Source organism: Mesorhizobium sp. M1066 (genome assembly GCF_040318635.1).
GTDB lineage: Bacteria > Pseudomonadota > Alphaproteobacteria > Rhizobiales > Rhizobiaceae > Mesorhizobium.
Window position 1 is genome coordinate 41588 of the sequence record NZ_JAMYMR010000033.1, and the last position, 25049, is coordinate 66636.

At 62.7% G+C, this 25049-nt stretch carries 21 protein-coding genes and 1 tRNA gene; 11 read left to right on the forward strand and 11 right to left on the reverse strand.

From position 1 onward, the window contains the following. Window positions 1-2 precede the first annotated feature (2 nt). Window positions 3-1184 (forward strand): mandelate racemase/muconate lactonizing enzyme family protein, encoded by a 1182-nt coding sequence (locus NKH52_RS28055; protein ID WP_352727733.1) that lies wholly within the window; start codon window positions 3-5, stop codon window positions 1182-1184. Window positions 1185-1422: 238 nt separating this feature from the next. Here NKH52_RS28055 and NKH52_RS28060 read toward each other — a convergent pair whose 3' ends face one another. After that, entirely contained in the window at window positions 1423-2454 is a 1032-nt protein-coding gene (locus NKH52_RS28060) for a substrate-binding domain-containing protein (protein ID WP_352727731.1), read from the reverse strand. A 246-nt stretch (window positions 2455-2700) separates the two neighbouring features. Here NKH52_RS28060 and NKH52_RS28065 point away from each other — a divergent pair, with 246 nt between their 5' ends. From NKH52_RS28065 to NKH52_RS28080, 4 genes are read left to right on the forward strand one after another with little or no spacing between them, the layout of a single operon-like run. Next, entirely contained in the window at window positions 2701-3711 is a 1011-nt protein-coding gene (locus NKH52_RS28065) for an ABC transporter permease (protein WP_352727729.1), read from the forward strand. 56 nt (window positions 3712-3767) lie between these two features. Continuing rightward, complete coding sequence (locus NKH52_RS28070; RefSeq protein ID WP_352727727.1) at window positions 3768-4742, forward strand: sugar ABC transporter substrate-binding protein; 975 nt, start codon at window positions 3768-3770, stop codon at window positions 4740-4742. Between the two features lie 54 nt (window positions 4743-4796). After that, a complete protein-coding gene (locus NKH52_RS28075; protein WP_352727725.1) occupies window positions 4797-6359 on the forward strand; it encodes a sugar ABC transporter ATP-binding protein in 1563 nt (520 codons plus the stop codon). Next, window positions 6356-7117, forward strand: coding sequence for an SDR family NAD(P)-dependent oxidoreductase (locus tag NKH52_RS28080; RefSeq protein WP_352727723.1), 762 nt, complete (start codon window positions 6356-6358; stop codon window positions 7115-7117). The genes NKH52_RS28075 and NKH52_RS28080 overlap by 4 nt, the downstream gene beginning before the upstream one ends. Here NKH52_RS28080 and NKH52_RS28085 read toward each other — a convergent pair. The 6 genes from NKH52_RS28085 to NKH52_RS28110 all read right to left on the reverse strand — a co-directional run bounded on the left by NKH52_RS28085 (window position 7109) and on the right by NKH52_RS28110 (window position 13212). Then, window positions 7109-8005, reverse strand: a complete 897-nt coding sequence (locus tag NKH52_RS28085; protein ID WP_352727721.1) for an aldose 1-epimerase — start codon at window positions 8003-8005, stop codon at window positions 7109-7111. The genes NKH52_RS28080 and NKH52_RS28085 overlap by 9 nt on opposite strands. Then, window positions 7989-8585 carry an SDR family oxidoreductase gene (locus tag NKH52_RS28090; protein WP_352727720.1) on the reverse strand — a complete coding sequence of 199 codons (597 nt, stop codon included), beginning with the start codon at window positions 8583-8585 and terminating at the stop codon, window positions 7989-7991. The genes NKH52_RS28085 and NKH52_RS28090 overlap by 17 nt, the downstream gene beginning before the upstream one ends. Beyond that, complete coding sequence (locus NKH52_RS28095; RefSeq protein ID WP_352727718.1) at window positions 8582-9361, reverse strand: SDR family NAD(P)-dependent oxidoreductase; 780 nt, start codon at window positions 9359-9361, stop codon at window positions 8582-8584. Before NKH52_RS28095 ends, NKH52_RS28090 begins: the two co-directional genes overlap by 4 nt. A gap of 83 nt (window positions 9362-9444) precedes the next feature. Further along, window positions 9445-10440 carry an ABC transporter permease gene (locus NKH52_RS28100; protein WP_352727717.1) on the reverse strand — a complete coding sequence of 332 codons (996 nt, stop codon included), beginning with the start codon at window positions 10438-10440 and terminating at the stop codon, window positions 9445-9447. Window positions 10441-10498: 58 nt separating this feature from the next. Next, entirely contained in the window at window positions 10499-12037 is a 1539-nt protein-coding gene (locus tag NKH52_RS28105) for a sugar ABC transporter ATP-binding protein (protein WP_352728338.1), read from the reverse strand. 212 nt (window positions 12038-12249) lie between these two features. Then, window positions 12250-13212: a sugar-binding protein gene (locus NKH52_RS28110; protein ID WP_352727715.1), complete on the reverse strand. Its 963-nt coding sequence runs from the start codon at window positions 13210-13212 to the stop codon at window positions 12250-12252. 557 nt (window positions 13213-13769) lie between these two features. Between NKH52_RS28110 and NKH52_RS28115 the strand changes: the two genes are divergently transcribed. Continuing rightward, window positions 13770-14891: a LacI family DNA-binding transcriptional regulator gene (locus tag NKH52_RS28115; RefSeq protein WP_352727713.1), complete on the forward strand. Its 1122-nt coding sequence runs from the start codon at window positions 13770-13772 to the stop codon at window positions 14889-14891. 172 nt (window positions 14892-15063) lie between these two features. Here NKH52_RS28115 and NKH52_RS28120 read toward each other — a convergent pair whose 3' ends face one another. Beyond that, window positions 15064-15777: a hypothetical protein gene (locus tag NKH52_RS28120; protein WP_352727711.1), complete on the reverse strand. Its 714-nt coding sequence runs from the start codon at window positions 15775-15777 to the stop codon at window positions 15064-15066. Window positions 15778-16091: 314 nt separating this feature from the next. Here NKH52_RS28120 and NKH52_RS28125 point away from each other — a divergent pair, with 314 nt between their 5' ends. Genes NKH52_RS28125 through NKH52_RS28140 form a run of 4 tightly spaced genes read left to right on the forward strand, consistent with a single transcriptional unit; the run spans window position 16092 to window position 19804 of the window. Then, the gene (locus tag NKH52_RS28125; protein WP_352968171.1) at window positions 16092-16667 is read left to right on the forward strand and encodes a hypothetical protein; all 576 of its coding nucleotides are present in this window, start codon (window positions 16092-16094) and stop codon (window positions 16665-16667) included. Beyond that, window positions 16667-18043 (forward strand): 7-cyano-7-deazaguanine synthase, encoded by a 1377-nt coding sequence (locus tag NKH52_RS28130; RefSeq protein WP_352727707.1) that lies wholly within the window; start codon window positions 16667-16669, stop codon window positions 18041-18043. The genes NKH52_RS28125 and NKH52_RS28130 overlap by 1 nt, the downstream gene beginning before the upstream one ends. After that, on the forward strand, window positions 18040-19221 hold the full coding sequence (locus NKH52_RS28135) for a helix-turn-helix domain-containing protein (RefSeq protein WP_352727705.1): 1182 nt from the start codon (window positions 18040-18042) through the stop codon (window positions 19219-19221). The genes NKH52_RS28130 and NKH52_RS28135 overlap by 4 nt, the downstream gene beginning before the upstream one ends. Then, a complete protein-coding gene (locus NKH52_RS28140; protein WP_352727704.1) occupies window positions 19199-19804 on the forward strand; it encodes a PIN domain-containing protein in 606 nt (201 codons plus the stop codon). Before NKH52_RS28135 ends, NKH52_RS28140 begins: the two co-directional genes overlap by 23 nt. A 15-nt stretch (window positions 19805-19819) precedes the next feature. Here NKH52_RS28140 and NKH52_RS28145 read toward each other — a convergent pair. The 3 genes from NKH52_RS28145 to NKH52_RS28155 all read right to left on the reverse strand — a co-directional run bounded on the left by NKH52_RS28145 (window position 19820) and on the right by NKH52_RS28155 (window position 22487). Beyond that, window positions 19820-19896, reverse strand: a tRNA-Arg gene (locus NKH52_RS28145). Window positions 19897-20110: 214 nt separating this feature from the next. After that, a complete protein-coding gene (locus NKH52_RS28150; protein WP_352727702.1) occupies window positions 20111-21031 on the reverse strand; it encodes a DUF1003 domain-containing protein in 921 nt (306 codons plus the stop codon). Between the two features lie 571 nt (window positions 21032-21602). After that, a complete protein-coding gene (locus NKH52_RS28155) occupies window positions 21603-22487 on the reverse strand; it encodes a D-alanyl-D-alanine carboxypeptidase family protein (RefSeq protein ID WP_352727700.1) in 885 nt (294 codons plus the stop codon). 492 nt (window positions 22488-22979) lie between these two features. On the opposite strand from NKH52_RS28155, the gene NKH52_RS28160 reads away from it, so the two are divergent. Further along, entirely contained in the window at window positions 22980-24794 is a 1815-nt protein-coding gene (locus NKH52_RS28160; protein WP_352727698.1) for a methyl-accepting chemotaxis protein, read from the forward strand. Window positions 24795-25049: the final 255 nt, after the last annotated feature.

Consider the following 25049-nt stretch of genomic DNA (forward strand, 5'->3'; position numbering starts at 1 on the left):
GCATGAAGATCACCGAGATCGACACCTTTCCCGTCGGCGCCGGGTGGAAGAACTGGCTGTTCGTCAAAGTGCATACCGACAGCGGCATTCACGGTATCGGCGAAGGCACGCTGAACGGCTTCATCAAGACCACCGAAGCCGGCGTGCACGAGCTCAAACATCTGGCCATCGGACAGGACCCGCGCCGCATCAACGCGCTGGCCAAGCGCATGCTGGACAGTGTTTCGCTCGATGGCGGCCATATCCATCGCACGGTGATCGCGGCGGTCGAAGTCGCCTGCTGGGACATTCTGGGCAAGAGCCTCGGCGTGCCGATCCACCAGTTGCTCGGCGGCCAGGTGCGCGACAGCGTGCTCGGCTACGCCAATGGCTGGTATCGCACCGAGCGGACGCCGGAGGCTTTTCTCGAGGCCGCCAGGGCAGTGCTGGCCAAGGGCTTCAAGGCATTCAAGCTCGACCCGTTCGGCACCGCGCAAGGTTTTATCGCGCGCGAGGAGCTGGAACTCTCCTACGCGATCTGCCGGACCTTGCGCGATGAACTGCCCAAGGACACGCTGATCCTGATCGACGTGCATGCCCGCTTCACCGAGATTGCCGCCCTGCAGGCGGCTCAGAAATTCGCCGACCTCGACATCTACTGGTGGGAGGAGCCGACCTCACGCGACCGGCAGGAAACCGTGCACGAAATGGCGCATCGCTCGCCGATCCCGGTGGCGACCGGCGAGATGTACGACACGGTCGGCCAGTTCTACACGCTGGCGGCAGGCGGTGGCGTCAACATCTTCCAGCCCGAGCCGATGTCGCTCGGCGGCATTGCCCCATCGATGCAGGTGGCCAATCTGGCGCTCGCCCATGGCAGCCACATCGCGCCGCACCAGAGCGGCGGACCGGTGGCAACGGCGGTGTGCCTGCAGCTGGCGGCGGCGGTGCCGAATTTCCTCATCCAGGAACATTTCGACGCCTTCAACGATCCGTGGACACGCGACCTCGTCACCTGGCACCCGGCTGTCAACCCGGACAACGGCCACCTGTCGCTGCCGAACGCGCCGGGGCTCGGCATCGATCTCAACATCGATGCGATCAAGGAGCACCCCTACGATCCCGACGCCTATCTCAACGTCCATGCCGAAGGCTGGGAAAAGCGTCTTGGGCGGCGTAAAGAGGCGGAGAAGCGCAGTCCTTAGATTAGCTGAAGCTCCCTTTCGTCGTCATCCTAGGGCGGAGCAAGGAGCGAAGCGGCGCAGTGCAGACCCTAGGATCCATGCCGGGACTCACGAGCGCCACAGCGGTCCAGAATTCTGCTCCGCTGCACCCGTCAGCAACGTAACGGCATGGATCCTAGGGTCTCCGCGACGCCGCTTCGCGGCTGCTCCGCCCTAGGATGACGAAGCTGAGGGAGGCCTCGGCCAACAGGAAAGACCGTCACGCGCTCTCGCGGTCGACGATCTCGAAGCCGAGGCTGGTGATGGTCGGCACCTTGGTGTCGCCGCCGAGCCTTGCCAGCAATTGCCGTACGGCGCGCCGGCCCATCTCGTAGCGGTTGACCTTGACCGTGGTCAACGGCGGATAAAGCTGGCCCGCCAGGTCCATGTCGCCATAGCCGGCAATGGCGATCCTGCCCGGCACCGTCCAGCGCCGCCGGTGGCATTCCTGCACGGCGCCGACGGCCAGCGTATCGCTGGAAAAGAAGATGGCGTCGATATCCTTATGGCGGGAAGTCAACGTCACCAGCGCCTCGGCGCCGCCCTGCGCGGTGATCGGCACCTCGACCTCCATGTCGTCATGGTTCCTGATGCCGAGTTCGGTGAGTGCGGCGTGATAGCCGGTGCGGCGCTGCTGCAGGCGATCATTGCCGTGGATCGGCGTCGAGACGAAGCCGATGCGCTTGTAGCCCTTGGCCGCCAGATGCATGGTCATGGCATAGGCTGTCTCGAAATTGGAAACGCCGACAAGCATGTCGATCGGCTTGCGGCCCTTGATCTCTGATATTTCGACCACCGGGGCGCCGCTGTTCTTCAGAAGCGCGCGGGCCGTTTCGCTCTGCACGAAGCTTTGCAGGATCATGCCGACAGGGCGCCAGCCGAGCAGATTGCGGATCGATTTTTCCTCGGCCTCCTGCGTGAACTCACCCTGTACAAGGAGCATCGAATAGCCGCTCTCATGGCACTCGTCGGACATGCCTTGCACCTGTTCGGCGATGCCCGAATTGATCAGCGGCGGCACCACCGTGCCGATCATGCGGCCATTGCCGCGCATGCTGGACGCCAGCCGGTTCGGCACGAAGCCGGCCTGCTTGATGGCCTCGAGCACCTTGGCGCGTGTCTCCGGCGAGACCATGTCGGGGTTGGAAAGCGCGCGCGACACCGTCATCGGCGCGACGCCGACGCGCTTGGCGATCTCGCGGACGCCGAGGCGCTGCGGCTTCTTCTCGCCCGCCGGCGGTCTATCGGTCATCACCACGCTCCCAAGAGGGCGCGATCCAGCAAGGCAAGGTCCTGCGGATCGCGCGTCATGAGCCCATTCATAGCGGTTGCGGGGCGCGCTTTCCAGCGAGGCGCGAGCTGCCGCGCCGTCTCCGAATTTCATCGTTGACAAGTTATAATATTATAATCTTAATGGCGTCGAGGAGCGTGCCAAGGCTTGGCGCGGGCGAAGGGTGCCGGACGCCAAGCGGCATCAGGCGCCGCCAGGGAGGTCAGGATGAACAGCGCGGCAGAGGTGAGCTCGCCGTCCCGGGATGCGCAATCGTTCCGGCGGCGGCTGATCGGCTTCATTGCCGTCGGCGAAGTCGGCGTGCTTGCGGCCATGGCGCTGCTGATCGCCTTCTTCTGGCTGCTCGAACCAGCCTTCCTGTCCGAGCGCAACATCCGTGCCATTCTCAATGTCGTATCGTTTGTCGGCATCATCGCCATCGGCCAGACCATTCTGCTGGTCGCCGGCGAGTTCGATCTGTCCGTCGGCTCGGTAGCCGGCCTGTCGGCGGTGGTCGCCGCCAAGCTGATGACCGCGGCCGCCCTGCCGGTCTCGGTCGCCATACTCGGTGGCGTCGGCGTCGGCGCGCTGATCGGTCTCGTCAACGGCCTGATCGTCGTCAAGCTCGGCATCCCCGCCTTCATCCAGACGCTCGGCATGTTGTTCATCGGCCAGGGCCTGATCCAGGTGGTGACCGGTGGCTATCCAGTCTATCCGCTGCCACCGACGATCAACACGATCGGCGGCACCGATCTGGCCTTCGGGCTCGGTTGGAGCTTTGCCTTCTTCATCATCGCCGCCATCGTCGCCGACTTCGTGCTGCGGCGCACCGTGCTGGGGCGCAACATGTATGCCACCGGCGGCAACAAGGAAGTGGCGCATCTCGTCGGCATCGACACCAATGCCTACAAGATCGGCGCCTTCATCGTCGTCGGCGCGCTGGCCGCGATCGCCGGCATGTTCGTCATGGCCGATCTCGGCAGCGGCGGCACCTCGATCGGCAGCGGCTGGGAATTGACCGTCATCGCCGGTGTCGTGGTCGGCGGTGTCAGCCTGTTCGGCGGCGCCGGCACGGTCGCCGGCGGCGTCGTCGGCATCCTGATGCTGAAAGTGGTGCAGAGCGGCCTCGTCGTCATCGGCGTCAACTCCAACTGGCAGCAGATCGCGGTCGGCGTGATCATGGTTATGGCCGTCGGCCTCGACATATTGCGCCGCCGCTACTTCATCGCCGGGGCTTAGATAAACCCGGGAGATAGCCCGCCGGCAAAATGTCGGTGAACGAAGGGAGGTAAGACATGAAAATCCATTTGAAGAACGGCCTGATCCGCGCTGCGCTTATTGCGGCGATGGTTGCCACGTCGCTGGGCTCCGCGAGCCTCGCCCGGGCAGCGGACATTCATCTGCTCTGGGTACAGGCGATGAAGGATCATCCCGTGCACCGGCTGATGCAGGCCGGCTTCCTCAACAGGTGCAAGGAGCTCGGCTACACCTGCGAGGTCGTCGGCGATCCGAGCGCCACCAACTGGGATATTCCGGCGACGCTGCCGCTCGCCGAGGCTGCCCTTGCCCGCACCAAATACGACGCAATCGGCGTCTACGGCCCGGATCCGGCGATTTATTCCTATATTTCCAAGCTGGCCAAGGAAGGTTTCCCGATCGTCACCTGGCATGTTTTGCCGCCCGAGGGCACGGTGCAGGGGCTCAAAGCCGCGACCGGTGAGGATATTGCCGGCGCCGGCGAGAATGCCGCTGTCGCCATTGGCGAAAAACTGGGCGGCAAGGGCACCGTGGCGCTGACGCAAGGCGCTTCCAATGACACCGAGAACGCCATGTCGGATGCCTTCCGCAAGACCATCGGCGCGAAATACCCCGGCATCAAGGTCCTCGACACGCAGATGGAAGGCTTCGAGCCGTCGGCGGCCGAGGCCAAGGCGGTGGCGATCCTGCAGGGCAATCCGGACGTCACCGCCGCATTCGGCACCACCGGCAACAGCATCCAGACCTGGTCGGGCGCGGCGCGCAAGGCGGGACGCGACGTCGTCATCATCGGTATGGATTATATCAGGCAGAACCTCGATCTGGTGAAGTCGGGCGCCGCCTACGGCATCGTCGCGCAGCCGCTCTATGAAGAGAGCGCCAAGGTTGCCGAACTGCTCGGCGACCTCGCCCAGGGCAAGACCGTGCCCTACAGCAATCCGCTGCCGGCCAAGGTGATCACATCGGCAGACCTCGACCCCTATTACAAGATGCTGGACAGCGCCGGCCAGTAACGCTTGCCGCCGGGTCCGCAGCTAGCGGGCCGGGCACTGTTTGAGAGGATCGTCTTGTTCAACACCACGCAAGAGTCGCTGTTTTCGGCCACTGGAATCGCCAAGAATTTCGGCGGCGTGCAAGCGTTGCGCGGCGTCGATTTCGATGTGGTGCCGGGTGAAATCCACGCTCTGCTCGGCCAGAACGGCGCCGGCAAGTCGACGCTGGTCAAGATCCTCAACGGCGTGCATCCGGCCGGCTCCTACACCGGCACCATCAGGCTCGATGGCCGGTCCGTCAGCTTTACCTCTCCCGCCGATGCGCGGTCGAACGGCGTCGGCTACGTGCCGCAGGAAATCGAGGTGCTCGAACAGCTCTCGGTCGCCGAGAACGTCTTTGCCGGCCGCACCGGGCTGGGCGACGGCATGCTGGTGCACCAGCGCAAGCTCGAACAGCGTGCCGGCGAGATCTTTGCCGAGCTTGGCATCGACATCAATCCCAGGGCCTATGTCGCTTCGCTGACCTCGGCACAGCGCCATCTGGTGATGATCGCCCGTGCCATCGTGCTGAAACCACGCGTGCTGATGCTGGACGAGCCGACGGCCTCGCTCTCGGGCACCGAAGTCGATGCGCTGTTCAGCGTGCTGCGTCGTCTGAAGGCGCAAGGCGTCGCCATGATCTACATCACCCATCGCCTGCCCGAGGTGCTCGCCATCTGCGACCGTGCCACCGTCCTGCGCGACGGGCAGGTGGCGGTGCGGATCGCAAGGCAGGACTTCGATGCCGAGACCTTCATCTTCTCGATGTCGGGCCAAAGGCTGCAGCGGCTGTTTCCGCAGCACGCAGCGCCCGTCGGCGCGCCGACCGCGCTGGAGGTTCGCCGGGTCACGGTCGCCGGCCACGGCGGCGCTGTTCATGGCGCCAAGGACGTCAACCTCTCCGTCGCCGCCGGCGAGATCGTCGGACTTGCAGGCCTGCTCGGGTCGGGCCGCAGCGAGATCCTGCACGGCATCTATGGCCGTGTTCCAGCCGAAGGAGAAATCCGTGTCGCCGGCGAGCCCGTCTCGATCAGATCGCCAGGCGATGCGCTCGCGGCCGGCATCGCGCTGCTGACCGAGGACCGCAAGCGTGACGGCCTGCTGTTCAACCTGCCTGTCGGCGCCAACATCACCATCGGCAATCTCGCGCCCCTTTCGCGGCACGGCATGGTGCGTGGCGGGCTGGAACGCAGCTCGATCCTGAGCGCCATGCGCGCGCTCAATGTCAAGGCATCGTCGCCGCAGGCAGCTGTCACCCATCTGTCGGGCGGCAACCAGCAGAAGCTGCTGTTTGCCCGCGTGCTGATGCGGGCGCCGAAGGTGCTGCTGCTCGACGAGCCGACCAAGGGCGTCGACGCGGCGACGCGGCACGAGATCTACCGGCTTGTGGTCGAACTGGCCGAAAAAGGCGTGGCCCTGCTGATCGTCGCGTCGGAACTCGAGGAACTGATCGGCCTTTGCGACCGCTGCCTCGTCGTCGCCGATGGCCGCATCGTCGACGAATTCAGCCGCGGCGAGGGCGGCGAGGATCGCGTGCTGCGTTCGGTGACCGAGGCGCAGGTGCAACGCCACGCGATTGCGACACAGGTTTCGCCATGATGTTCGCCGGCAAACGCGTTCTCGTCACCGGTGCGGCGACAGGCATTGGGCGGGCAACGGCGGAGCATCTTGTCGCTCAGGGTGCCAAGGTGTTCGGCGCCGGGCTGGATGCCGTGGAGGGCAAGGCGCTTGCCGGTCGCCATGACGAGACTGAACTGATCTTTCGCGAGTGCGATCTCACTCGCGAAGCCGAGGTCCAGGCGGCCGTGGCGGCGGCGGCCGAACAGTTCGGCGGGCTCGACGCGGTCGTCAACTGCGCCGGCATCTATCCGACCGGCAAGCGGCTCGAAGAGCTTTCCGACGAGGACTGGGACCGGACCATTGCCGTCAATTTAACGGGTATCTTCCGTGTCTGCAGGGCAATCTTGCCGCTGCTGCGCGCGGCCGGCGGCGGCTCGATCGTCAACATCGCCTCGGTGCATGCCGAGGCCACGGTTCCCGGCGTGCCGGCCTATGCCGCGACGAAAGCGGCGGTGGTCGGATTGTCGCGGCAGATGGCGCTCGACTATGCCGTCGACCGCATCCGCGTCAACGCCGTGCTCGTCGGCTCCGTCGCCACAAGGATGACACTGGACGGACTGGAAGAGGCCGGCGGTGCGGAAGCGCTCGGCCTGTCCTTCGAGCCCGACAGGATCGCGCGCATCGCCAACCCCTCCGAGATCGCCACGGCGATAGGCTTCCTGATCTCCGATGCCGCGTCCTTCGTCACCGGCAGCGCCATGCAGGTGGATGGCGGGCTGCTGGCGCGGCTACTTTAAGTCAAAAGGCATGAACGAGACGGTGCCGGCAGCACTTTCGCCAGGGGCCAGCACGATCACGCCTTCCTCCGGATCGTCCCACCGGCCCCGGTTGAAAGCACCGGAGGCATTCGTTTGCGGCTCGACGCAGAAATACGGTTTTGTCGGATCGGCGTAGAGCATCAAATGCTTGAAGATCGGGTCGGCCTTGATCCGCAAGCCGGCACCGCGTGTTGGAAAGCGGATCGTCGCCTCGCCGGCCCAACCGCCATAATCATTGTTGCGCCAGCCGTTTGGCAAAGGCCGGTCCTCGGCAAAGTCGAGTTCGGGCGGAAGCGTGATCGTGTCACCGGAAATGCCGTCGGGTTCTTCGAGGTAGAATCGCCCAGCCCTGAACCGCAGCGTCACATCCGGATCGCGATCGAACCAGGGGTGCAGGCCAAAACCGAACGGCATGGCGACCGATCCGGTGTTGGTGAGCGTCATGGTGACGCTCAGCCCCTCTTCGGCGACCGCGAAAGCTTGCGTCGCTCGATAGGAATAGGGCTCGGCTCCGGCGGCGATGTCCAGCGACAGCGTCGCGTTCGCGGCTGCTGTCTCGGTGACAGTCCAGGCGTGTTGCCAGCCGCTGCCATGCACGTTGAACTTTTCCGGCGGATTATTGGGCAGGACGTGCCAGCGTTTCGCCGCGAAGTCGAAAGCGTTTCCGGTGATGCGGTTGGCATAGGGCGTCATTGGAAACATGGCCACGCCAAGCACATTGCCGGCGTCGCGATCATGGTCCGAAAGCTGGCGCAGCAGATCGATGCCGCGCCAGCGCAGCGCGCTCACGCTGCCGCCGATCCGCGGCACCAGCTCGACCTCCAGCGCTCCGGCCTTCAGCGTCAACCGCTCAGAAACTACGCCCATAGCCTGCCATCCATCCACCGTCGACACAAAGCATCTGGCCCGTCGTGTAGGTGTTCAGGGGATCGCAGAAGAACAGCACGGCTGCAACCGCTTCCTCGATGCTGCCGGCGCGGCCGACAGGGGTGTGGCTGAGCATCGCCTTGTCGCCCGATACCATGGTTTCTTCCTCGACCGCGCCGACGCCGACGGCATTGACCAGCACCTTGGGACCGAACTCCATGGCCAGCGTGCGCATGCCGGCGAGGATCGAGGCGTTGTCTATGGAAAAGCGGGGATGGCGGCGCATCGGCATGCCGGCGGTTGCCGACAGCAGGAAGACGATGCGGCCGCTGCCACGCTCGGTCATGGTCACGGCAGCCTTGCGCGCATCGGCATAAAGCGATCGCGGATCGCCCGCCACTGTACCCGGCCGCAGCGGACAGGACATCAGCAGGATATCGGCTTCCCGTGCATGCGAGCCTTCGACCAGCCGGCCGCCATTGGCCAGCAGTGCGGCAAGCGCTGCCTCGGCGACCGGGTTGCTGTCACCATCCAAGGCGATCGCAGCGCCATCGAGATCGATTTCCATGGCTCCGCTCACATCATGTATCCCGCCGTCCAGCCGCCATCGACGGCCAGCACCTGGCCGTTGATGTAGCTGGCGGCCGGCGAGGCCAGGAACAGCACCGCCTCGGCGATCTCCTCGGGCTGGGCCGGACGGCCGAGCGGGACATGGACGAGGAATTCCTGCGTGCGGCCGGCGAACTTGCCGTCATCGCCATAAAACAGCTTGGCGGTCAGCGCCGTCATCACCGAGCCCGGCGCAATCGCGTTGGTCAGGATGCCCTTGGCTCCCAGTTCGATGGCCATCGACCGTGTCAGATGGATGATGCCGGCCTTGGCGGCGACGAACGGGCTTTGCAGCCGCATGGCGGCAAGGCCGACGACCGAGGCGATGTTGACGATGCGCCCGCCCTTGCCGGCGGCGAGCATCGGCGCCAATGCCGCGCGGCTCATGATGTAGAGACCGTCGAGATCAATGCCGGTGATGCGATCCCATTCCTCGGCCGGGAACTCATCGATGGTGACACGATGCGCCAGCGTGTTGACGCCGGCATTGTTGACGAGGATGTCGAGGCGGCCGTAGCGGTCCATGATGGCGGCGATCGCGCTGTCGACCGAGGCGGCATCGCGGATGTCGGCGGTGCAGGCCATCGCATCGTTCAAACCGGCGGCGACCTGGTCCGCACCGTCGCTGTTGATGTCGGCGACAACGACCGCGGCGCCATTGTCGGACAGGCGTTTGGCGATGGAACTGCCTATCGCCCCCGCGGCTCCCGTGACCAGCGCCACCTTGCCTCGCAAATCGCAGCGCATGTCTCGTTCGCCCCCGACCAGTTCGGGTTATGCTATTATAATAATCTCAAAGCACGGACAAGCAATTGTGTCGCGGCAGGCGGTTATTCCGCGGCCGCGCCGGCAGCGCTTTTGCGGGTGGCGTCGACCATCAGCCGCCTTGCCCGGAACACGCCCCATTGCTGGTCGACCAGCACGCCGATGAGGATGACGCCGCCCATCACCGCGAAGTTGAGGGAGGAGGGAATGCCGAGCAGATTGACGAGGTTCTGCAGCTCCTGCAGCAGCACCGTGCCCAGGATGACGCCGATCAGCGAGCCTTCGCCGCCGCGCAGCGAAAAGCCGCCGAGCACGGCGGCGGCGATGGCGTAGAGTTCGTAGAACTGGCCGTGGCTGGCCGGCGAGATCGAGCGCGTGTACATGGCGAAATAGATCGCCGACAGCGCCGTCAGCACGCCGCAGATGACGTAGGCGGCGATGACGACGCGGCCGGTGCGGATGCCGGAATATTTCGCCGCCTCCTCGTTCTTGCCGATGGCGTAGAGATAGCGGCCGAACACCGAGCGGTGCAGCACCACCCACATGACTATTGAGATGACGATCAGCGCGATGAAGCTGTTCGGCACGCCGTATGAGCGCCCGGCGGTCAGGAATTCGAGGTCGGGAAAGTTCTGGCCGAACGCAAAACCCGCCGTGCCGTCGCCAGTGTAGAAGCGGGCGACGCCGCGGTAGATCAAAAGGCCGCACAGGGTGACGACGAAAGGCTGCAATTTCAGTCTTGTGATCAGCCAGCCATGTGCCAGGCCGATGATGGCGCCAAGCACCAGGATGAGCACGAAGGCGACCGGCCATCCCATGCCACGCACGGCGATGAAGTCGATGAACAGCGTGCCCAGCAGCGCGACCACCGAGCCGACCGACAGTTCGATGCCGCCGGTGATGATGACGAAGGCCTGGCCGATCGACAGGATACCGAACAGGCCGATCAGGTTCGAGGTGTTGGCGAGGTTGATCGGCAACAGGAAGCGCGGATTGATGATCGCAACGATCGCCCCGACCACCAGGATCAGGATCAGCAGGCCGAGATCTTTCTTGCTCATCGTCTTCTCCCCAATGCCTGCCTGAGCGGATCGCGTTTGCGCGGCCCCGTGGCAAGAACTACTTCGGCTGCTTGCCCACCGCCAGCAGCAGCACGTTTTCCTGGCTGAACCGGTCCTTGTCGAGAATGCCGGAGATCTGGCCCTCATGCATGACGGCGATGCGGTCGGACACGCCGATCACCTCTTCCATGTCCGACGAGATCATCAGCACAGCGACGCCGGCATCGGCCAATGCGCGCATCAGGCCATAGATTTCCGCCTTGGCACCGATGTCGATGCCGCGCGTCGGCTCGTCGAGGATCATCACCTTCGGATTCATGGCCAGCCACTTGCCGAGCACGACCTTCTGCTGGTTGCCGCCCGACAGCGTGCCGGTGCGCGTCTGCACCGAAGGCGCCTTGATGCCGAGATCTTTCTTCTGCTTCTCGGCGGTGGCGGTCTCGGCGCTTGAGGACACCAGGGAGCGGCGCGCATGCGCCGGCAGATTGGGCAGCGAAATGTTCTGCGCGATCGACAGGTCGAGCAGGATGCCGGTGAGCTTGCGGTCTTCCGGCACCAGGAAGATGCCATGCGCGACGGCGTCGGCCGCGGAAGCCAGCGCAAGCGGCTTGCCGTCGAGCTCGAGCGTGCCGCCAAGGCTGCCGTCGATGCCGAAGAACACCCGCGCCAGCTCGGTGCGGCCGGAACCGACGAGCCCGGCAAGACCGAGGATTTCGCCGCGCCTGACGTCGAGATCGACCGGGCGGCCGGGATAGGCAGGGGTGCGGATGGCCTTGGCCGCAAGCGCCGTGGCGCCGGGCGCACGCGCCGCCTCCGAGGCTTTCTCGCGCTCCTTCAGCATGCGGCCGATCATCAGCTTGACCATCTGGTCGTGGCCGATGTCGCTCTTCGGCAAGGTGCCGGCCAGCATGCCGTCGCGCAGCACGACGACGCGGTCGGCGACGCGCTCGACCTCGTGCAGGCGGTGCGAAATGAAGATGACGCTGATGCCGTCGGCCTTCAGCGCCTTGATGACGTCGAGCAATTTGTCGGTCTCGGCGAGCGGCAGGCTCGATGTCGGCTCGTCGAGGATGACCAGCCGCGCCTCGATCGACAGCGCCTTGGCGATCTCGACCATCTGCTGCTGGGCCAGAGACAGGGTCGCGACCGGTGTGTCGGCGGAAAAATTGGCGCCGACGCGCTTCAACAGCGGCGCCACCATGGTGCGCAGTTTTGCGCGGTCGACGAGCCTGAGCGGCCCGGCGCGCAACGGCTCGCGGCCGAAGAAGATGTTGGCGGCGACATCGAGATTTTCGAACAGGTTGAGTTCCTGGTGGACGAAGGCGATGCCCGAACCCAGACTGGCTTCGACGGAGAGCCTGTCATGCGCGGTGCCGTCGACGGTGATCGTGCCGCTGTCCGGCTTGGTGACGCCGCCGAGGATCTTCATCAAGGTCGATTTGCCGGCGCCGTTTTCACCGACGAGGCCGATGACCTCGCCCGGCCTGACCTCCATGGAAAACCCGTCCAGCGCGACGACGCCCGGATAGGTCTTGCGCACGTTCTCGAGGCTGAGGAACGGCGTCGTTGCTGCGATGGATGTGTCGGAATAATTCATCATGCCTGACAGCGATTGGCGATCTCGCAGACTGACTGGCCTGATCGAACCCGTCAATAAAAAGCGAGGCGTTGGCGCTGCCCCTCACCCTTACCCTCTCCCCGTGAAGAACGGGGAGAGGGGGATTGCCAGCGTTGGAGCGCATCCCTTCTCCCCGTCACTATACGGGGAGAAGGTGCCGGCAGGCGGATGAGGGGCAGCGCCGCCGACGATCAGTTTCCGGCCATCGCCTTCAGGTTGGCGGCGTAGGCGTCGACGTCATCCTTGCCGATGATCTTGGTCGGGATGATGATGAGGTTGCCTTCCGGGATGCCCGACTTGTCGCCCTTGAGATAGGCAGCCATCAGCTTCATGCCCTGATAGGCCCATTCGAAGGGCTGCTGCACGACGGTGGCGGCAATGGTGCCTTCCTTGACGCCGCCCAGCGTGATCGGATCGTCATCGAAGCCGACGACGGTGATCGAGCCGAGCTTGCCGGCGTCGCGCAGCGCTTCATAGATGCGCGGCGTGTTGTAGGAGTAGAAGCCGACCATGCAGGTGACGTCGGGGCTGGCAACCAGCGCGTCCTCGACGTTTTTCTTGGCGCGCGCCTGGTCGATGTCGTCGCCGCGCACGTCGATCAGCTCGATCTTGGTGCCGGCGAGGCCATCCTTCATGCCCTGGATGCGCTCCTTGGCATTGTCGGCGCCGAGCAGGCCGACGAAGCCGAGGCATTTTCCGCCATCGGGCATCGCCTTCTTGGCGATTTCGGCCGCCTGCTTGCCGGCATCGACGTTGGACGAGCCGATATAGGCGACGCGCTTGGTCTGCGGGGCGTCCGAGTCGGTGGTGAACAGCGCGGTTTCCGAAGCGATCTTGTTCAACCCATCGGTCGAGGTCTTGGGATCGACGGCCGAGACCATGATGCCCTTGACGCCGGCGGTCACCAAATCGTCCATCAGCCGCTGCTGGATGGCGACCGAGGACTGCTCGGGATATTTGAGTTCGAGATTGTAGTCCGGCAGTTCGCCTTGCGCCTTCTTGACGCCGGCTTCGGCGGCCTTCCAGAAATCGGAAGCGCCGTTGACGACGAAGGCCAGCGTCGGCTTGTCTTGGGCGCGCGCGATTGCCGTGGCCGACAGGCCAAGCAGCAGCGCGGCCGCGGCTACGGATGCATTGCGTATCAAGGATTTCATGTTCAACCTCCCGTTTGGCTCAGTCGTTGGACCGGCCGATCTTGCACTGACCTGACTTGCCGTTTGCAGCGTGGACGCCCTCCTCCTCAAAGGGTTCCCGGCACAGAAAGAATGGCGTCCTTCCAGCCACGATCATGGACCTTAGAGACTCATCCTTCGTTCGTAAATAGTCCGATTTGTCTGACATATCACATATCCGAGACAAAGCTTGCGGAGGTAGGATCCGCTCGCCATCGGGCCATTTTTCGTACTCTCCCGCCGCCCCGGACCAACCGGGCCGGACGCGACGATCGACGGTACAGCGCATTTTTGTATTAGTAAACAGTATTAGTTCCGAGCCAATGCCGGCGATTTCCAGGCGTATCCGCCGCCGAGCCGTGGCCACCGCTGACCCGCGGCCCAAGCCTATTGTGATTTGAGCTTTGGCCTGTATGAAGGTCCATGGCGGATGGACCTCCGGCATACTAATAGTTATAAATGACTTGACGATATCTCTATAAATCGACAGCGTCACGCCATCTTGCCGGCCTGACCGGCCAGCCAGACTGGGATTTGCCATGAGCGAGACGACGGATCGGGCCAGCGACACGGCGAGGCGGCGCAAGGCGCCGGCCAAGGGCGCCAAGGGCCGCGTCACCATGATCGATATCGCCAGGGCGGCCGGCTGCTCGCAGGCGACCGTTTCCTTCGTGCTCAACAATTCGCCGGGGATCAAGCTGTCGCAGCAGACCCGCGAACGGGTGATCGAAGCCGCGCGGACGCTTGGCTACGCCGCGCCCGCTTTCGAGGCCCTTCACCCGGCGTTGCCTGCCTTCGAGGGGCCCGCCTTCGAAGGACTCGACGGGGTGATCGGCTTTGCCGTCGACCAGCTCGCCACCAGCCCGGAAGCCGTGGTCGCCATCGAGGGCGCGCGCCAGGCCTCGTGGAATGCCGGCAACGTGCTTCTGGTGGCGCAGACGCTGGGCGATTCCGTCATGGAACCCCGCGCCATCGCCGCGCTCACCAAGCGGGGCATTTCGGCGCTGATCTACATGACCATCTTCACCCGCGAGATCACCGCGCCCGACTATCTCTACGGCCTCGACATCCCGGTGATCCTGCTCAACTGCTACACGGCGGACTATGCCTTCCCGGCCGTGGTGCCGAGCGAGATCGCCGGCGGCCAGAGCTCGACCCGCCATCTGATCAGCCACGGCCACCGCCGCATCGCCACCATCACCGGCGAGCCGTGGATGCAGGCGGCACAGGACCGGCTGAAGGGCTATCGCCGCGCGCTCGCCACCGCCGACATCCCGTTCGACGGCGAATTGGTGGTCGAGGGCGACTGGTCGGCCAGCGCCGGCTACGCCGCGACCGTCAAGCTCTTGGCGCTCAGGGATAAGCCCACCGCCATCTTCTGCCAGAACGACCGCACCGCGATCGGCTGCTACGAAGCGCTGAAGGAAGCCGGCCTGCACATCCCTGGGGATATTTCCGTCGTCGGCTACGACGACGAGGAAATCGCCCGGCATCTGTTCCCGCCGCTGACAACCTCGATCCTGCCGCACATGGCGATGGGCCAATGGGCGATCGAACAGCTGGAGGCGCCGGCGGCTCCTGGACGGGGGCGGTATCCGATTACGAAGCTGGAGTGTCCGCTGGTGGAGCGGGAGAGTGTAAGGGGGGTGTGGGTGCGATAGGAGCGAAATGCTTGGCACCCTGCATCCGCCCATCCAGCCGCTTCAGCCACGCGTCGACTAAGCTCATTCCATCGCCAGGGGTCGCATTCATGACGACACGGTTTCTCTGCCATTGCTGTGTATGCGGAAGAGCCGGACTTGAAAGGGGCAGCCGTGGCTTGAGAGCTAGCGCTTAGATTTTTGGCGAAGACCGCGATCCCAAAGTAACCTCCTTTATCAAAGCGCTTATGGTAAGTGTTGATACTTGGAAACGTCTCTCAAAATCCTTGGAGTCTAGCGGCGCGCAAAGTGTTTCTCGAACAGCGCGAAGCCTGACGCCGCCAATTGGCACCATCTGAACCAGTGCAACCAATAGCGGCGACCATCGGAACGCCCAGCTATTCTCACTGCGATATACGACAGTATCGGCCACGCCGTAGAATTGGGGGACGAGAGTAAGCCTATTTATGGTCGATTTGGCGGGAATCGATTCGCGAAGGAATGTTGAGAACGAGGTCAACTCCTCTTCGAGGGACAGTGTTAAATAGGCCGTGGCGCCGCGATCAATAAGACCCGTTAACGTTTTCTCGTAATTTCGGCATGCGCCCTTGAAGTGATTTGTTGCACCCGGCGGGGTTGGCACGCCTTCGAAGTTAATATGGACGCGAAAATCGGAATAGGCTCTGGTAAGCGCAGAGGTAGCCACCGCAAGCGGAACATACACTTCTGAGGCAACTTTTCTTGCGTTTTCCAGATAGTTGTCGCGAGTCTTCTGATCGTATGAAAGCTTAACCTCTCGAAAGCGCCATCCTGCCGTTAGGTAACCTGCTACCCCTCCGACGAGCGCTACACCTACGCCGGTAAGAGCAGTTATCCAAATAACTATCTGGTTGGTTTCAGCTAACATTATCTCGATCATTTCCAAGAGAGGAATAGGGCTGAGAATTTGCGTCTAGCGCCTGAGAGTATCTGGGGATCGCACGTTGCCAACTGCGGCCACCGAGAATTATTCTTCTATATCAACTATTTCGTCACGGCCAGCAAGCACACTCGCGTTCTGCAGACTCGAAAGGCATCGATAACATAGGGCCACGCTCCGGATGACGACGCGCATCCAAGCTCAATGAACTCTTCCGTCATCTACCGCACCGACCATTCCCGACGCTTGAATTTGACATTGTCAGGTATTTTATGATTTATTTCTGACATGGAGAATCGCCAATGAGTGATGGACCACATAGAAGTCTGCCCCGGAGGCCTAAATGGCGCCAATTGGCGGAACGCGCAGATAAAACCGCATTTGACATCGATGAGGTATGTGAAGCGGTAGGGCCTGCGCTGAAGGATGATTGGAAGGAAGAGAAATGCGACGAGTTGATGCGGGCTGTCCAAAGTTTTGTCGGAACGGATCGTCAAGCATCAATTTTTGACAGTGAGAAAGTTGCGGGACTTGAAACTCTCCGCCGCGAAATGGTCGGCGGCTATCCGCTTCGCCGAATGGTCATCGATCATATCATCCGCGAACTCTCACGGGGCGGGTTCGGACCGGATGCCGTGTGCGAAGGAACGGCAAATGCGCTGAAGGCTCAGACGGGCAAAGGCCGATACCAGATCGAAGAGCATTATGCGCGGGAGAGCACCGCGTGGCGTGCCGCAAATGTTGGTTACCGTCTAGACAACGTGATGTCGCAATACAATTTCAACGCGCTTGCCCGCGAGCTGACTGGACAATCACCGGTCGTCACGCCGGCACGGCCAGTCCGACATCAGGGTCTCGACGACGGGGTGGCGCTGTGATGACTGATGCCAATGCACACGAGCTGCCTTCGCTTCAGGTCCATGTTGTTGAGGTCGGAGCATCCGCGCGCCGCGACTGGCTCAAATGTCAACTCGGCACGCATCTCAACTTCAACACGCACGCGCTCGCATCCTATTTCTTCGTGGCCTGGGAGCCCATGGTCTATGACGCACTTCTGCTCGCAGCAGCTATAGAGTTTTGCGATAGAACCTTGCGCCGATCCAAGCGGCTGTGGGGGCGTTCATTTAGATTGCATCTACCGGTACACGAACCAGACAAATGGAATGATGCTGTCCTTGCATCACTCCACGATGCGGTCGAACTACTGACTGGTGACCGATGGGACATCACTGTCTATAGGCGCAAAAGCGAGGCACCTCCGCCGCCGCAATCGCAGCTCTTTCTGCCAACGAATGTTCAGGCTGTAATGCCTTTCAGTGATGGCCTCGATTCGCGCGCGGTCAGTGCGCTGATGGACAAGGAGCTAGGCGACCAGATTGTTCGGGTTCGGCTTGGATCAAAGACGGCCGACCAGCCCAAAACCGAGAGTGGGCGGAATGCGCCTTTCACGGCTGTGCCATACAAGATCGTCAGCGCCAGCCGTTTTGCCGAATCCACCGCGCGCTCACGCGGATTCAAGTTTGGGATGCTAAGTGGTATCGCTGCCTATCTGGCGAAGGCACCGCAGGTGATCGTGCCCGAAAGTGGTCAAGGTGCACTTGGCCCCGTCCTCGTTGTCCCAGGCCAGGCTTACGAAGACTACAGAAATCACCCACTTTTCACGGTGCGGATGAGTGCATTGCTGAAGGCACTTCTGGGTTACGATGTTCGCTATGAATTCCCCCGTTTGTGGTTCACCAAGGGCGAGACTTTAAGCGCGTATGCATCTGCCGATCGTCCGATGGAATGGGCGGCGACACGGTCATGCTGGCAGGATAACCGCCATGCGTCGGTCGATGACCATCGCCGGCAATGTGGAATATGCGCAGCCTGCATGCTGCGACGAATGAGCATTCACTATGCGGGCCTGAAAGAGAACGACGGCACCTATATCTGGGACAATCTTGGTGCGCCTGAGTTTCAGGCCGCTGCGGCAACGGGGTATAGGCAAGCTAGCAGCAAGGCGCAGCGTGAATATGCCATTGCGGGCACGCTGCACCTCGAGCATCTCTCCAGCCTTCGTCAATCGCGGCTGGCCGAACAGACGCTGGGGCTGGCGACTTTCCAGCTCGCGCAAGCATTGGGTATCTCGGAGAACACCGTTCGAGAAAATCTCGACCGGTTGCTTTCCCAACACGAAAAAGAGTGGACCGACTACATGACTTCTTTGGGACCAAACTCATTTGTCGCCGGCTTTGCAGGACGCGGACAATGAGCGACGCTACGGTTAGCCTCTCGCAGGCGGCCATTGGCGAACGTCTTCGGCAGGCACGCGAGAAGGCGGGCATCAAGCAAGCGGAGGCAGCAGCTGACGCGAGTCTCGCGCGAACCACGCTTATTGCGATTGAACAGGGCCAGCGCAAAGTGCGAATGGACGAACTTCGCACCTTCGCCAAGATCTATCGCACGTCAGTCAATGAGCTTCTTCGGCAGGAAGCCATTCAGTCAAATCTCGCACCGAAATTCCGCAAGCAATTTCAGCGGATCGACGACGCCATTGAACAAGCCGTCCAGAAGCTTGCCGGCCTGGCGCAGGCGGAGGTGGAGCTTGAGCAATTGCTGGGGATGAAGCGGACCTACAACTATCCTCCCGAGCGCCAGATCATGCCTGGCGACGTTCGTGCGCAGGCGGAGCAAGACGCGCTCGAACTAAGGCAATGGCTCGGCCTCGGATTATCACCGATCTCGGACATTATCACGCTGCTGGAGATTGAGCTCGGTGTGCGCGTTTACATCCGTAGACTCAAAGGGCCGATCTCGGGTCTCTTCGCTTACGATGATCAGCTGGGCGCGTGTATCCTTCTTAACGCAAATCATCCCAGGGAGCGGCGGACACAAACCGCAGCACATGAGCTTGGCCATCTGGTGTCGACGCGTCGAAGCCCGGAGGTGTTGGAAGAGGAGCAGACGACCAACTCGCGCGAGGAAAGGTATGCGACGGCCTTTGCCATTGCATTCCTGACGCCCGCGCGAGCCGTCATGCAAAAGTTCAATGAGATTGTCGCTGGAGCGGACAAACTCACGCGGCGACACATCATTATTCTCGCACATGTTTTTGGAGTTTCCCGCGAGGCGATGGCTCGGCGACTTGAGGATTTGAAACTGACGAAGACCGGAACGTGGGACTGGTTCGTCGCCAACGGAAACATCACGGATGACCAGGCAAGACAGGTGCTCGGTGACCTGCCTGCATCGGACAATCATAAGGGCGAAGCAGATCGGCCGACCACGTTGCGTCTCGCACTTCTGGCGGGTGAAGCTTGGCGCCGCGAATTGCTAAGCGAAGGACAACTGGCGAGGATGCTCCACATCGACAGGCTCGAACTGCGTCGGATGTTTGAAGGGCTTGAGATCGAAGGGAGCGAGGCCGATGGGGCTGTCCTGCCTGATTAATCGCTCTGAACCGATTATCCTTGATGCAAGCGTCGCGATTAATTTGAACGCATCGGGTAGCGCAGAGACGATCCTGCGCGCCGTCCCGAATGATATCCTGATCACGGACATCGTGCTCGATGAACTGCGTGAAGATACCCGTACCGGCCGGCCGGATCGAGCCCTCACGGAAGCACTGATAGTTAGTGGCGTGATCTCGGTCATCGGCATTAGTGAATCCGACGAACTCGAATTCGAGCGACTGGTAGTCGGCCCCGGCAACTCGACCCTTGATGACGGCGAGGCAGCAACAATTGCCGCAGCCTACGGCAGCGGACATATCGCTATTATTGATGAGCGCAAAGGGCGCAGGATCTGCGCAGAGCTATATCCGCGCATTGTGTTCGGCGATACGTGCGACGTTCTCGCCCATCCGAAGGTCGAGCAGGCGTTGGGACGCCAGACTTTAAGCGATGCCGTTGCCTCAGCCCTCAGAAGCGCGCGCATGCCCATTGGCAGCGGACATCTCCTGTGGGCCATCGATCTAATTGGGAAAGATGCGGCGCATGAATTCCCAAGCCTAAGGCGACATCTTCGGCGATGATTCGACATGGTCATTTGGCGCACCCGACAGGATTCGAACCTGTGACCTCTGCCTTCGGAGGGCAGCGCTCTATCCAGCTGAGCTACGGGTGCTTTCCGGGAACCGGAAAACGAACCAGCCGGTGAACCGGCAAGTCACGGCTTCTTAGCGGAAGCAGGCGCAGGCTTCAACGGGCAATTGGAGATTGGCGCAGCGACTTGGCTCGGTGCGTCAAGGCTGCGGCCCATCCAGCCCTTCGCAGGCTCAGGGCGTTCGTAGTTCGAAAAGCCAAGCAATTGGCTTTTCGTCCGCTGCGCGGACCACTACTCACCCCGCCCCACTCTTCACCGTCCGCCGCCCGCGCACGGCCCGCTTCGCCTTCTTCGCGCCGGTCAGTTCGTGCATCGCATCCAGCTGCATCTGCTGCATTTCGGCCAGGCGGGTCCATTGGCGCGAGATGAGGTAGTCGAGCTTTTCGTGCAGATGGCGCACTTCCAGCTCGGCCTTGAGGTTGACGCGGTAGTCGTTGAAGGAGCGCAGGCGGTCCTTGGACTCCTGCCGCCTCTGGCTCATCATGATGATCGGCGCCTGGATGGCGGCAATGCAGGAGAGCAAGAGGTTGAGCAGGATGAAGGGGTAGGGGTCGAAGGCGCCCGCCATGCCGGCGATCAGGTTGATGCCGATCCACACCAGAAGCACGCTGCCAAACGAGATCAGGAACCACCAGCTGCCGCCAAAGGAAGCCATGTTGTCGGAGACGCGGTCGGCAAAGGTCCGGTGCTCCTCGAACTCCTCCTCCGAGTTTTCGGAAATCGTGTCTTGCCTGGCGATCGATTCGACCACCTGGCGGTCGAGCTCGGAGAATTCGCCGTGCTCCTGCTGGAGCAGCTCCTCCATGTAACGCATGCGGTAGCGGCCGAGCTCGGCGCGGCTGATGCGGGCGCCGGCCGGCAGGTCGGGATGGTCCGACCGGATGCGGTCGGCGAGGCTCGGGCGCAGCGTGTCGATGCGCACCAGATCGCGCTTGCGGAATTTGCGGCCCGATATCGCCGACGGTTTTTTCTTGGGCTTGCCGCGGTGGGCGCCGGGGCCCGCGGGTTCGGAGTCCGGCACTTCGGGCGTCTCTAAATGCTCGTCCGATACCGGATCGGCCTCCAGCTCGCCAACGATCGGCGCCTCGAAATATTCGCCGCCGCTGTCGTTCTGATTGTCGGCCGGTTGCTCGGGTGTTTTGGGGACGGTGCTCATGGTGGGCTCCTGATGCTGGGCGACGATAGACAGAGGTGGCGGCGCATAGCCAGCGCCGGGCACGGATTTCGCAGGCCGGACAAGTGGTTTTGATCGGAGAAGGCGATGTGGCTGCTGGCGGCTCGCCCTTCAGGGCGGGTGGAGACGTTTCGAAATTGGCCGAAGCCTCAACAACGTCATCCACGGGCGGAGCGGGAGCGAAGCAGACGCGTAGACCCGCGGATCCATGCCGCGACCTTGGCCGGAGAATGCAGCGGAGCCGAATTCAGCACCGCTGCGGGGCCTTGGAGTCCGGCATGGATCCTAGGGTCTGCGCCGCGTCGCTTCGCTCCTTGCTTCGCCCTAGGATGACGAAGCGATGGATGTCTCCGCCAAATGGAACCAGGGCTGCCGGAGAAGGCGACGGGACGGCGGCAACAAAAAACCCGCCTTTGCGGGCGGGTCACGTTTCCAGTGGATCAATTGGCGCGACTCAGCACCCTACCCAAAACAGTAGCGTAGCTGCCCTCACCAGTCAAGAACAAATTCCTATCCGTCACCGCGCGCCCAGACGCGAACCGCGCCGCGGCCACTACTGCTCGGCGAACATCAGCCTGGTCTTGGCGCCGTCCATGGTCGGCGACAGGCTCCGCTGGATCAGCGCTTCGACATGGTCGTTGCGCTGGCGGGCTGAGTCGGCGCCCATCACCACGACGATCAAATTGCGGCCGTCGGCGTTGTAGGAGGTGACGATGTTGAAGCCCGAGGCCCTGATGTAGCCGGTCTTGATGCCGTCGACGCCGCGCACGCGGCCGAGCATGTCGTTGTGGCCGCGCACCAGCCGGCCGCGGAACATGAAGTCGCTTTCGGAGAAATAGTGGAACTGCTGGGGAAAGCGCTGACGCAGCGCCATGCCGAGCACCGCCATGTCGCGCGCCGTCGTCATCTGGCCATCGTCGGGCAGGCCCGACGCGTTGCGGAAGGTGGTGCTGGTCATGCCGAGCTGGCGCGCCCTGGATGTCATCATGGCAGCGAACTGGTCCTCCGAGCCGCCGAGATATTCGCCGACCGCGACCGCCACGTCGTTGGCCGATTTGACGACGATGGCGCGGATCGCCGAATCGACATCGATGCTCTCGCCGCGCCGGAAGCGCATCTTGGTCGGCGGCTGCGAGGCGGCATGGTCCGAAACCGGGATCTGCGTCTGCTTGGTGACGCGGCCGGAGTCCAGCGCTTCGAACAAAAGGTACAGCGTCATCATCTTGGTCAGTGAGGCCGGGTAGCGCTGCGCCGTCGAGCTGACCTCGAACAGCTGCTTGCCGGTCCTGGCGTCAACGACGATGGCCGCATATTTTTGCGCCGGCGCCGGCACGGCCAGCACGCTGTCGGGCGGCGTCGTGGTCGAGCAGCCGGCAAGCAGCACCAGCAGGACGAGTGCCGCAAAAACTCTCTGGATGAGCAGAAGGAGGTTGGACAAGGGCAGGACTGTTCTGGGGTCGGCTGTTGCTGAGATGAGGCGAAGCTAACGTAACGCAAGTGATGCGTCCATTTGGTTAATGGCTGACAGTCCCAGGATTGTCGAGGCCTCGCACAACTTGGTTCCTCGCCCCTGCACAGCGCAGGGCAATCGCATACGGATTTTTGCGAAGATGGACCCCCACCCTAACCCTCCCCACAAGGGGGAGGGGATGCTGCCGCGCGCTCTTATTCGTCTTGGACGTCGAGATATCGACAGTTGCCGAGATCAGCGCCTACAGAAATCTCCCTCCCCCTTGTGGGGAGGGGTTAGGGGTGGGGGTATTCGTAGAGCGAAAGCCTCCGCTTCCCATATGCGATTGCTCCGCCTCGGGGGCGAGGAACCCAAGCCTGCGAAGCCGCCCCGAAAACGCCGGTTTTCCCGTGTCTTTCCTTGCCAAGGCCGCGTTTCCCTTGGGAAGGGGCGTGGTATCCGAGGGCTTGGGGGCTTGGCATGACGAATATCGGGGCCGGGGGCGCAGCGCCCTCGCTTATCAGGGCATCGCTCAGCCGCACCGGCAAATGGGCCGGCAGCGTCGCCTTTATCGGGGGTGCTGCCTCCGACATCCTCAATCCGCTGGCGCCGTTCGCCGCTTATATCGCGCTGGTCGCCGCTATCGCCGCAATCATCATCGCCATCGCCATCGTGCTCAGGCTGGTGCTGGCGGCAAAGGCGCTGCCGGCCTTGATCTTCGCCACAACAGCAGCGGCCGTTGCCGGCGGCGTCTACGGCCTGCAACAGCAGACCAACGCCCAGAACGGGGTGATCGCCAGCCTGGTGCCGGCCATCGCCGAACTGCAGAAATCGATCGGCATCGTTTCCGAAAAAGTGGCCAAGATCGAGCAGACCGTTACGCAGACGCAGAAGACGGTCGAAGAGGTCAAGCAATCGACCGACACGGTGGTGAAGACGACCGACGAGATCGCTAACGCCCAGCAGCAGCAGACGCAGCAGACGGCGGAAGTGCAGAAGACCACCGACGAGGTGAAGAAGCAGACCGAGACGCTGGCCGCCGGCCAGGCGCAGCAGCACGCCCAGACCGAGAAGCTGCAGGCGACGACGCAGCAGATCGCGGCCTCGATCGACGCAATAGCCAAGGGCTTTGCCGCCTTGGCGGCACAGGGCGGGGCGATTGCCGAGCCGAAGCGGCCGGACGAGTTCTACCACAATGCCCGCGTCTACGAGCTGTCCGGCGACATGCTCAACGCGCGGCGCTCCTACCTCGCCTTTGCCGGCTTCGACGTCGACGCCATCGATCCCTACACGCGCTTTGCCACGCTGCTTCGGGTGCAGGACGGCAAGGCCGGCGCGCGCGAGGTGTTCGGCGCGCTTGCCGACAAGGGCAAGGCGCTGTCGATCAAGCTGGTGCATATCCAGCAGTTCGATGACGTCCAGCGTCTCGACAAGCTCAACGCCTTCATATCAGCCAATCCAGATTTCGCGCCGGCCTATTTCCTGCTGGCGCAGGAGTTTTCGGAAGACCGGCTCGGCGCCCAGACGCTGGCCGACAAGCGCAACGAGGCCAAGGCGCTGACCAAGTTCACGTCCTACGAGAAGGATGGCGGGCTGCTCAAATATTTCGTCGACCAGACGCAGTTGGCCGACTGGCTGGACCGCAGCCGCAGCCGGCTGGCAGCGCTCGGCGACGTGCTCGATCCCGCCCGCTTCGTGCCTTCGCTGACGCCGATGCGCTCCAACCAGGGCTGGTCGATGACCATCTCGCTGCCGGAGCCGGCGACCGCCATCTCCTGGCGCATGGGCGACAGCGGCCCGTTCACCGACACCGGTTTCCTGGCGATGAACGACCAGACGACCGGCAAGCCGATGGCCAATCCGAGCTTCGAGATGCCCGACAGCACCGTGGCCGGCGTCATCGCCATCAAATATCTCGACATCAGGGGCCGCGAGACCGGCCCGTTCGACATCCGCTTCGACCCGGAGACCGCCCTTCAGCAAGGCAACAAGCAGATCCTCGACCAGTTCTGGACCTCGTGGATCGCCTTCGATGCCAGCGGCAACCATGGGCTAGTCTATTTCACCCAGATGCTGTCCTACCGCTGCGCCATCAAACAGGTGCATTACAGCCTGAACGGCGCGGCACTCGACAAGGAGATCAAGATGCCGCCTTGCGACAAGAAGGACCCTTACGCCATCCCCTACGACTACCAGCCCTATTTCAAGGTCGCCGACAGCGTGAAATCGATGTCGGTGCAGGTCACCTACACCGACGACACCAAGTCGCCGGTGCGGGAATACAAGCGGCAGTAGCTGCGCTCACCCTCCCCTTGTGGGCAGGGCTATCGCACGTGGAATTCTTGAGATGTCTGCCCGGCACGGACCCCCACCCCTAACCCCTCCCCACAAGGGGGAGGGAGACTTCCGTTGGCGCCGACCCAGGCTAGTCGCCTGTCTTTTCGGTGCCAAAGAAAGAACAATTAGGTTGTGTGCGTCAAGTTCTGCAAAATGGGCGATCATGAAGCTGGTCATGCGGCTTGGCGTAGAGCGAGCTTCTTGTGCTCGCGC

What these genes read in the sequence shown, in the direction of transcription:
- NKH52_RS28120 (WP_352727711.1), bottom strand. Translation starts at nt 15,777, where the DNA reads ATGTTAGCTGAAACCAACCAGATAGTTATTTGGATAACTGCTCTTACC.
- NKH52_RS28055 (WP_352727733.1), top strand. Translation starts at nt 3, where the DNA reads ATGAAGATCACCGAGATCGACACCTTTCCCGTCGGCGCCGGGTGGAAG.
- NKH52_RS28105 (WP_352728338.1), bottom strand. Translation starts at nt 12,037, where the DNA reads ATGAATTATTCCGACACATCCATCGCAGCAACGACGCCGTTCCTCAGC.
- NKH52_RS28100 (WP_352727717.1), bottom strand. Translation starts at nt 10,440, where the DNA reads ATGAGCAAGAAAGATCTCGGCCTGCTGATCCTGATCCTGGTGGTCGGG.
- NKH52_RS28140 (WP_352727704.1), top strand. Translation starts at nt 19,199, where the DNA reads ATGGGGCTGTCCTGCCTGATTAATCGCTCTGAACCGATTATCCTTGAT.
- NKH52_RS28125 (WP_352968171.1), top strand. Translation starts at nt 16,092, where the DNA reads ATGAGTGATGGACCACATAGAAGTCTGCCCCGGAGGCCTAAATGGCGC.
- NKH52_RS28115 (WP_352727713.1), top strand. Translation starts at nt 13,770, where the DNA reads ATGAGCGAGACGACGGATCGGGCCAGCGACACGGCGAGGCGGCGCAAG.
- NKH52_RS28135 (WP_352727705.1), top strand. Translation starts at nt 18,040, where the DNA reads ATGAGCGACGCTACGGTTAGCCTCTCGCAGGCGGCCATTGGCGAACGT.
- NKH52_RS28160 (WP_352727698.1), top strand. Translation starts at nt 22,980, where the DNA reads ATGACGAATATCGGGGCCGGGGGCGCAGCGCCCTCGCTTATCAGGGCA.
- NKH52_RS28070 (WP_352727727.1), top strand. Translation starts at nt 3,768, where the DNA reads ATGAAAATCCATTTGAAGAACGGCCTGATCCGCGCTGCGCTTATTGCG.
- NKH52_RS28085 (WP_352727721.1), bottom strand. Translation starts at nt 8,005, where the DNA reads ATGGGCGTAGTTTCTGAGCGGTTGACGCTGAAGGCCGGAGCGCTGGAG.
- NKH52_RS28130 (WP_352727707.1), top strand. Translation starts at nt 16,667, where the DNA reads ATGACTGATGCCAATGCACACGAGCTGCCTTCGCTTCAGGTCCATGTT.
- NKH52_RS28150 (WP_352727702.1), bottom strand. Translation starts at nt 21,031, where the DNA reads ATGAGCACCGTCCCCAAAACACCCGAGCAACCGGCCGACAATCAGAAC.
- NKH52_RS28110 (WP_352727715.1), bottom strand. Translation starts at nt 13,212, where the DNA reads ATGAAATCCTTGATACGCAATGCATCCGTAGCCGCGGCCGCGCTGCTG.
- NKH52_RS28065 (WP_352727729.1), top strand. Translation starts at nt 2,701, where the DNA reads ATGAACAGCGCGGCAGAGGTGAGCTCGCCGTCCCGGGATGCGCAATCG.
- NKH52_RS28095 (WP_352727718.1), bottom strand. Translation starts at nt 9,361, where the DNA reads ATGCGCTGCGATTTGCGAGGCAAGGTGGCGCTGGTCACGGGAGCCGCG.
- NKH52_RS28060 (WP_352727731.1), bottom strand. Translation starts at nt 2,454, where the DNA reads ATGACCGATAGACCGCCGGCGGGCGAGAAGAAGCCGCAGCGCCTCGGC.
- NKH52_RS28080 (WP_352727723.1), top strand. Translation starts at nt 6,356, where the DNA reads ATGATGTTCGCCGGCAAACGCGTTCTCGTCACCGGTGCGGCGACAGGC.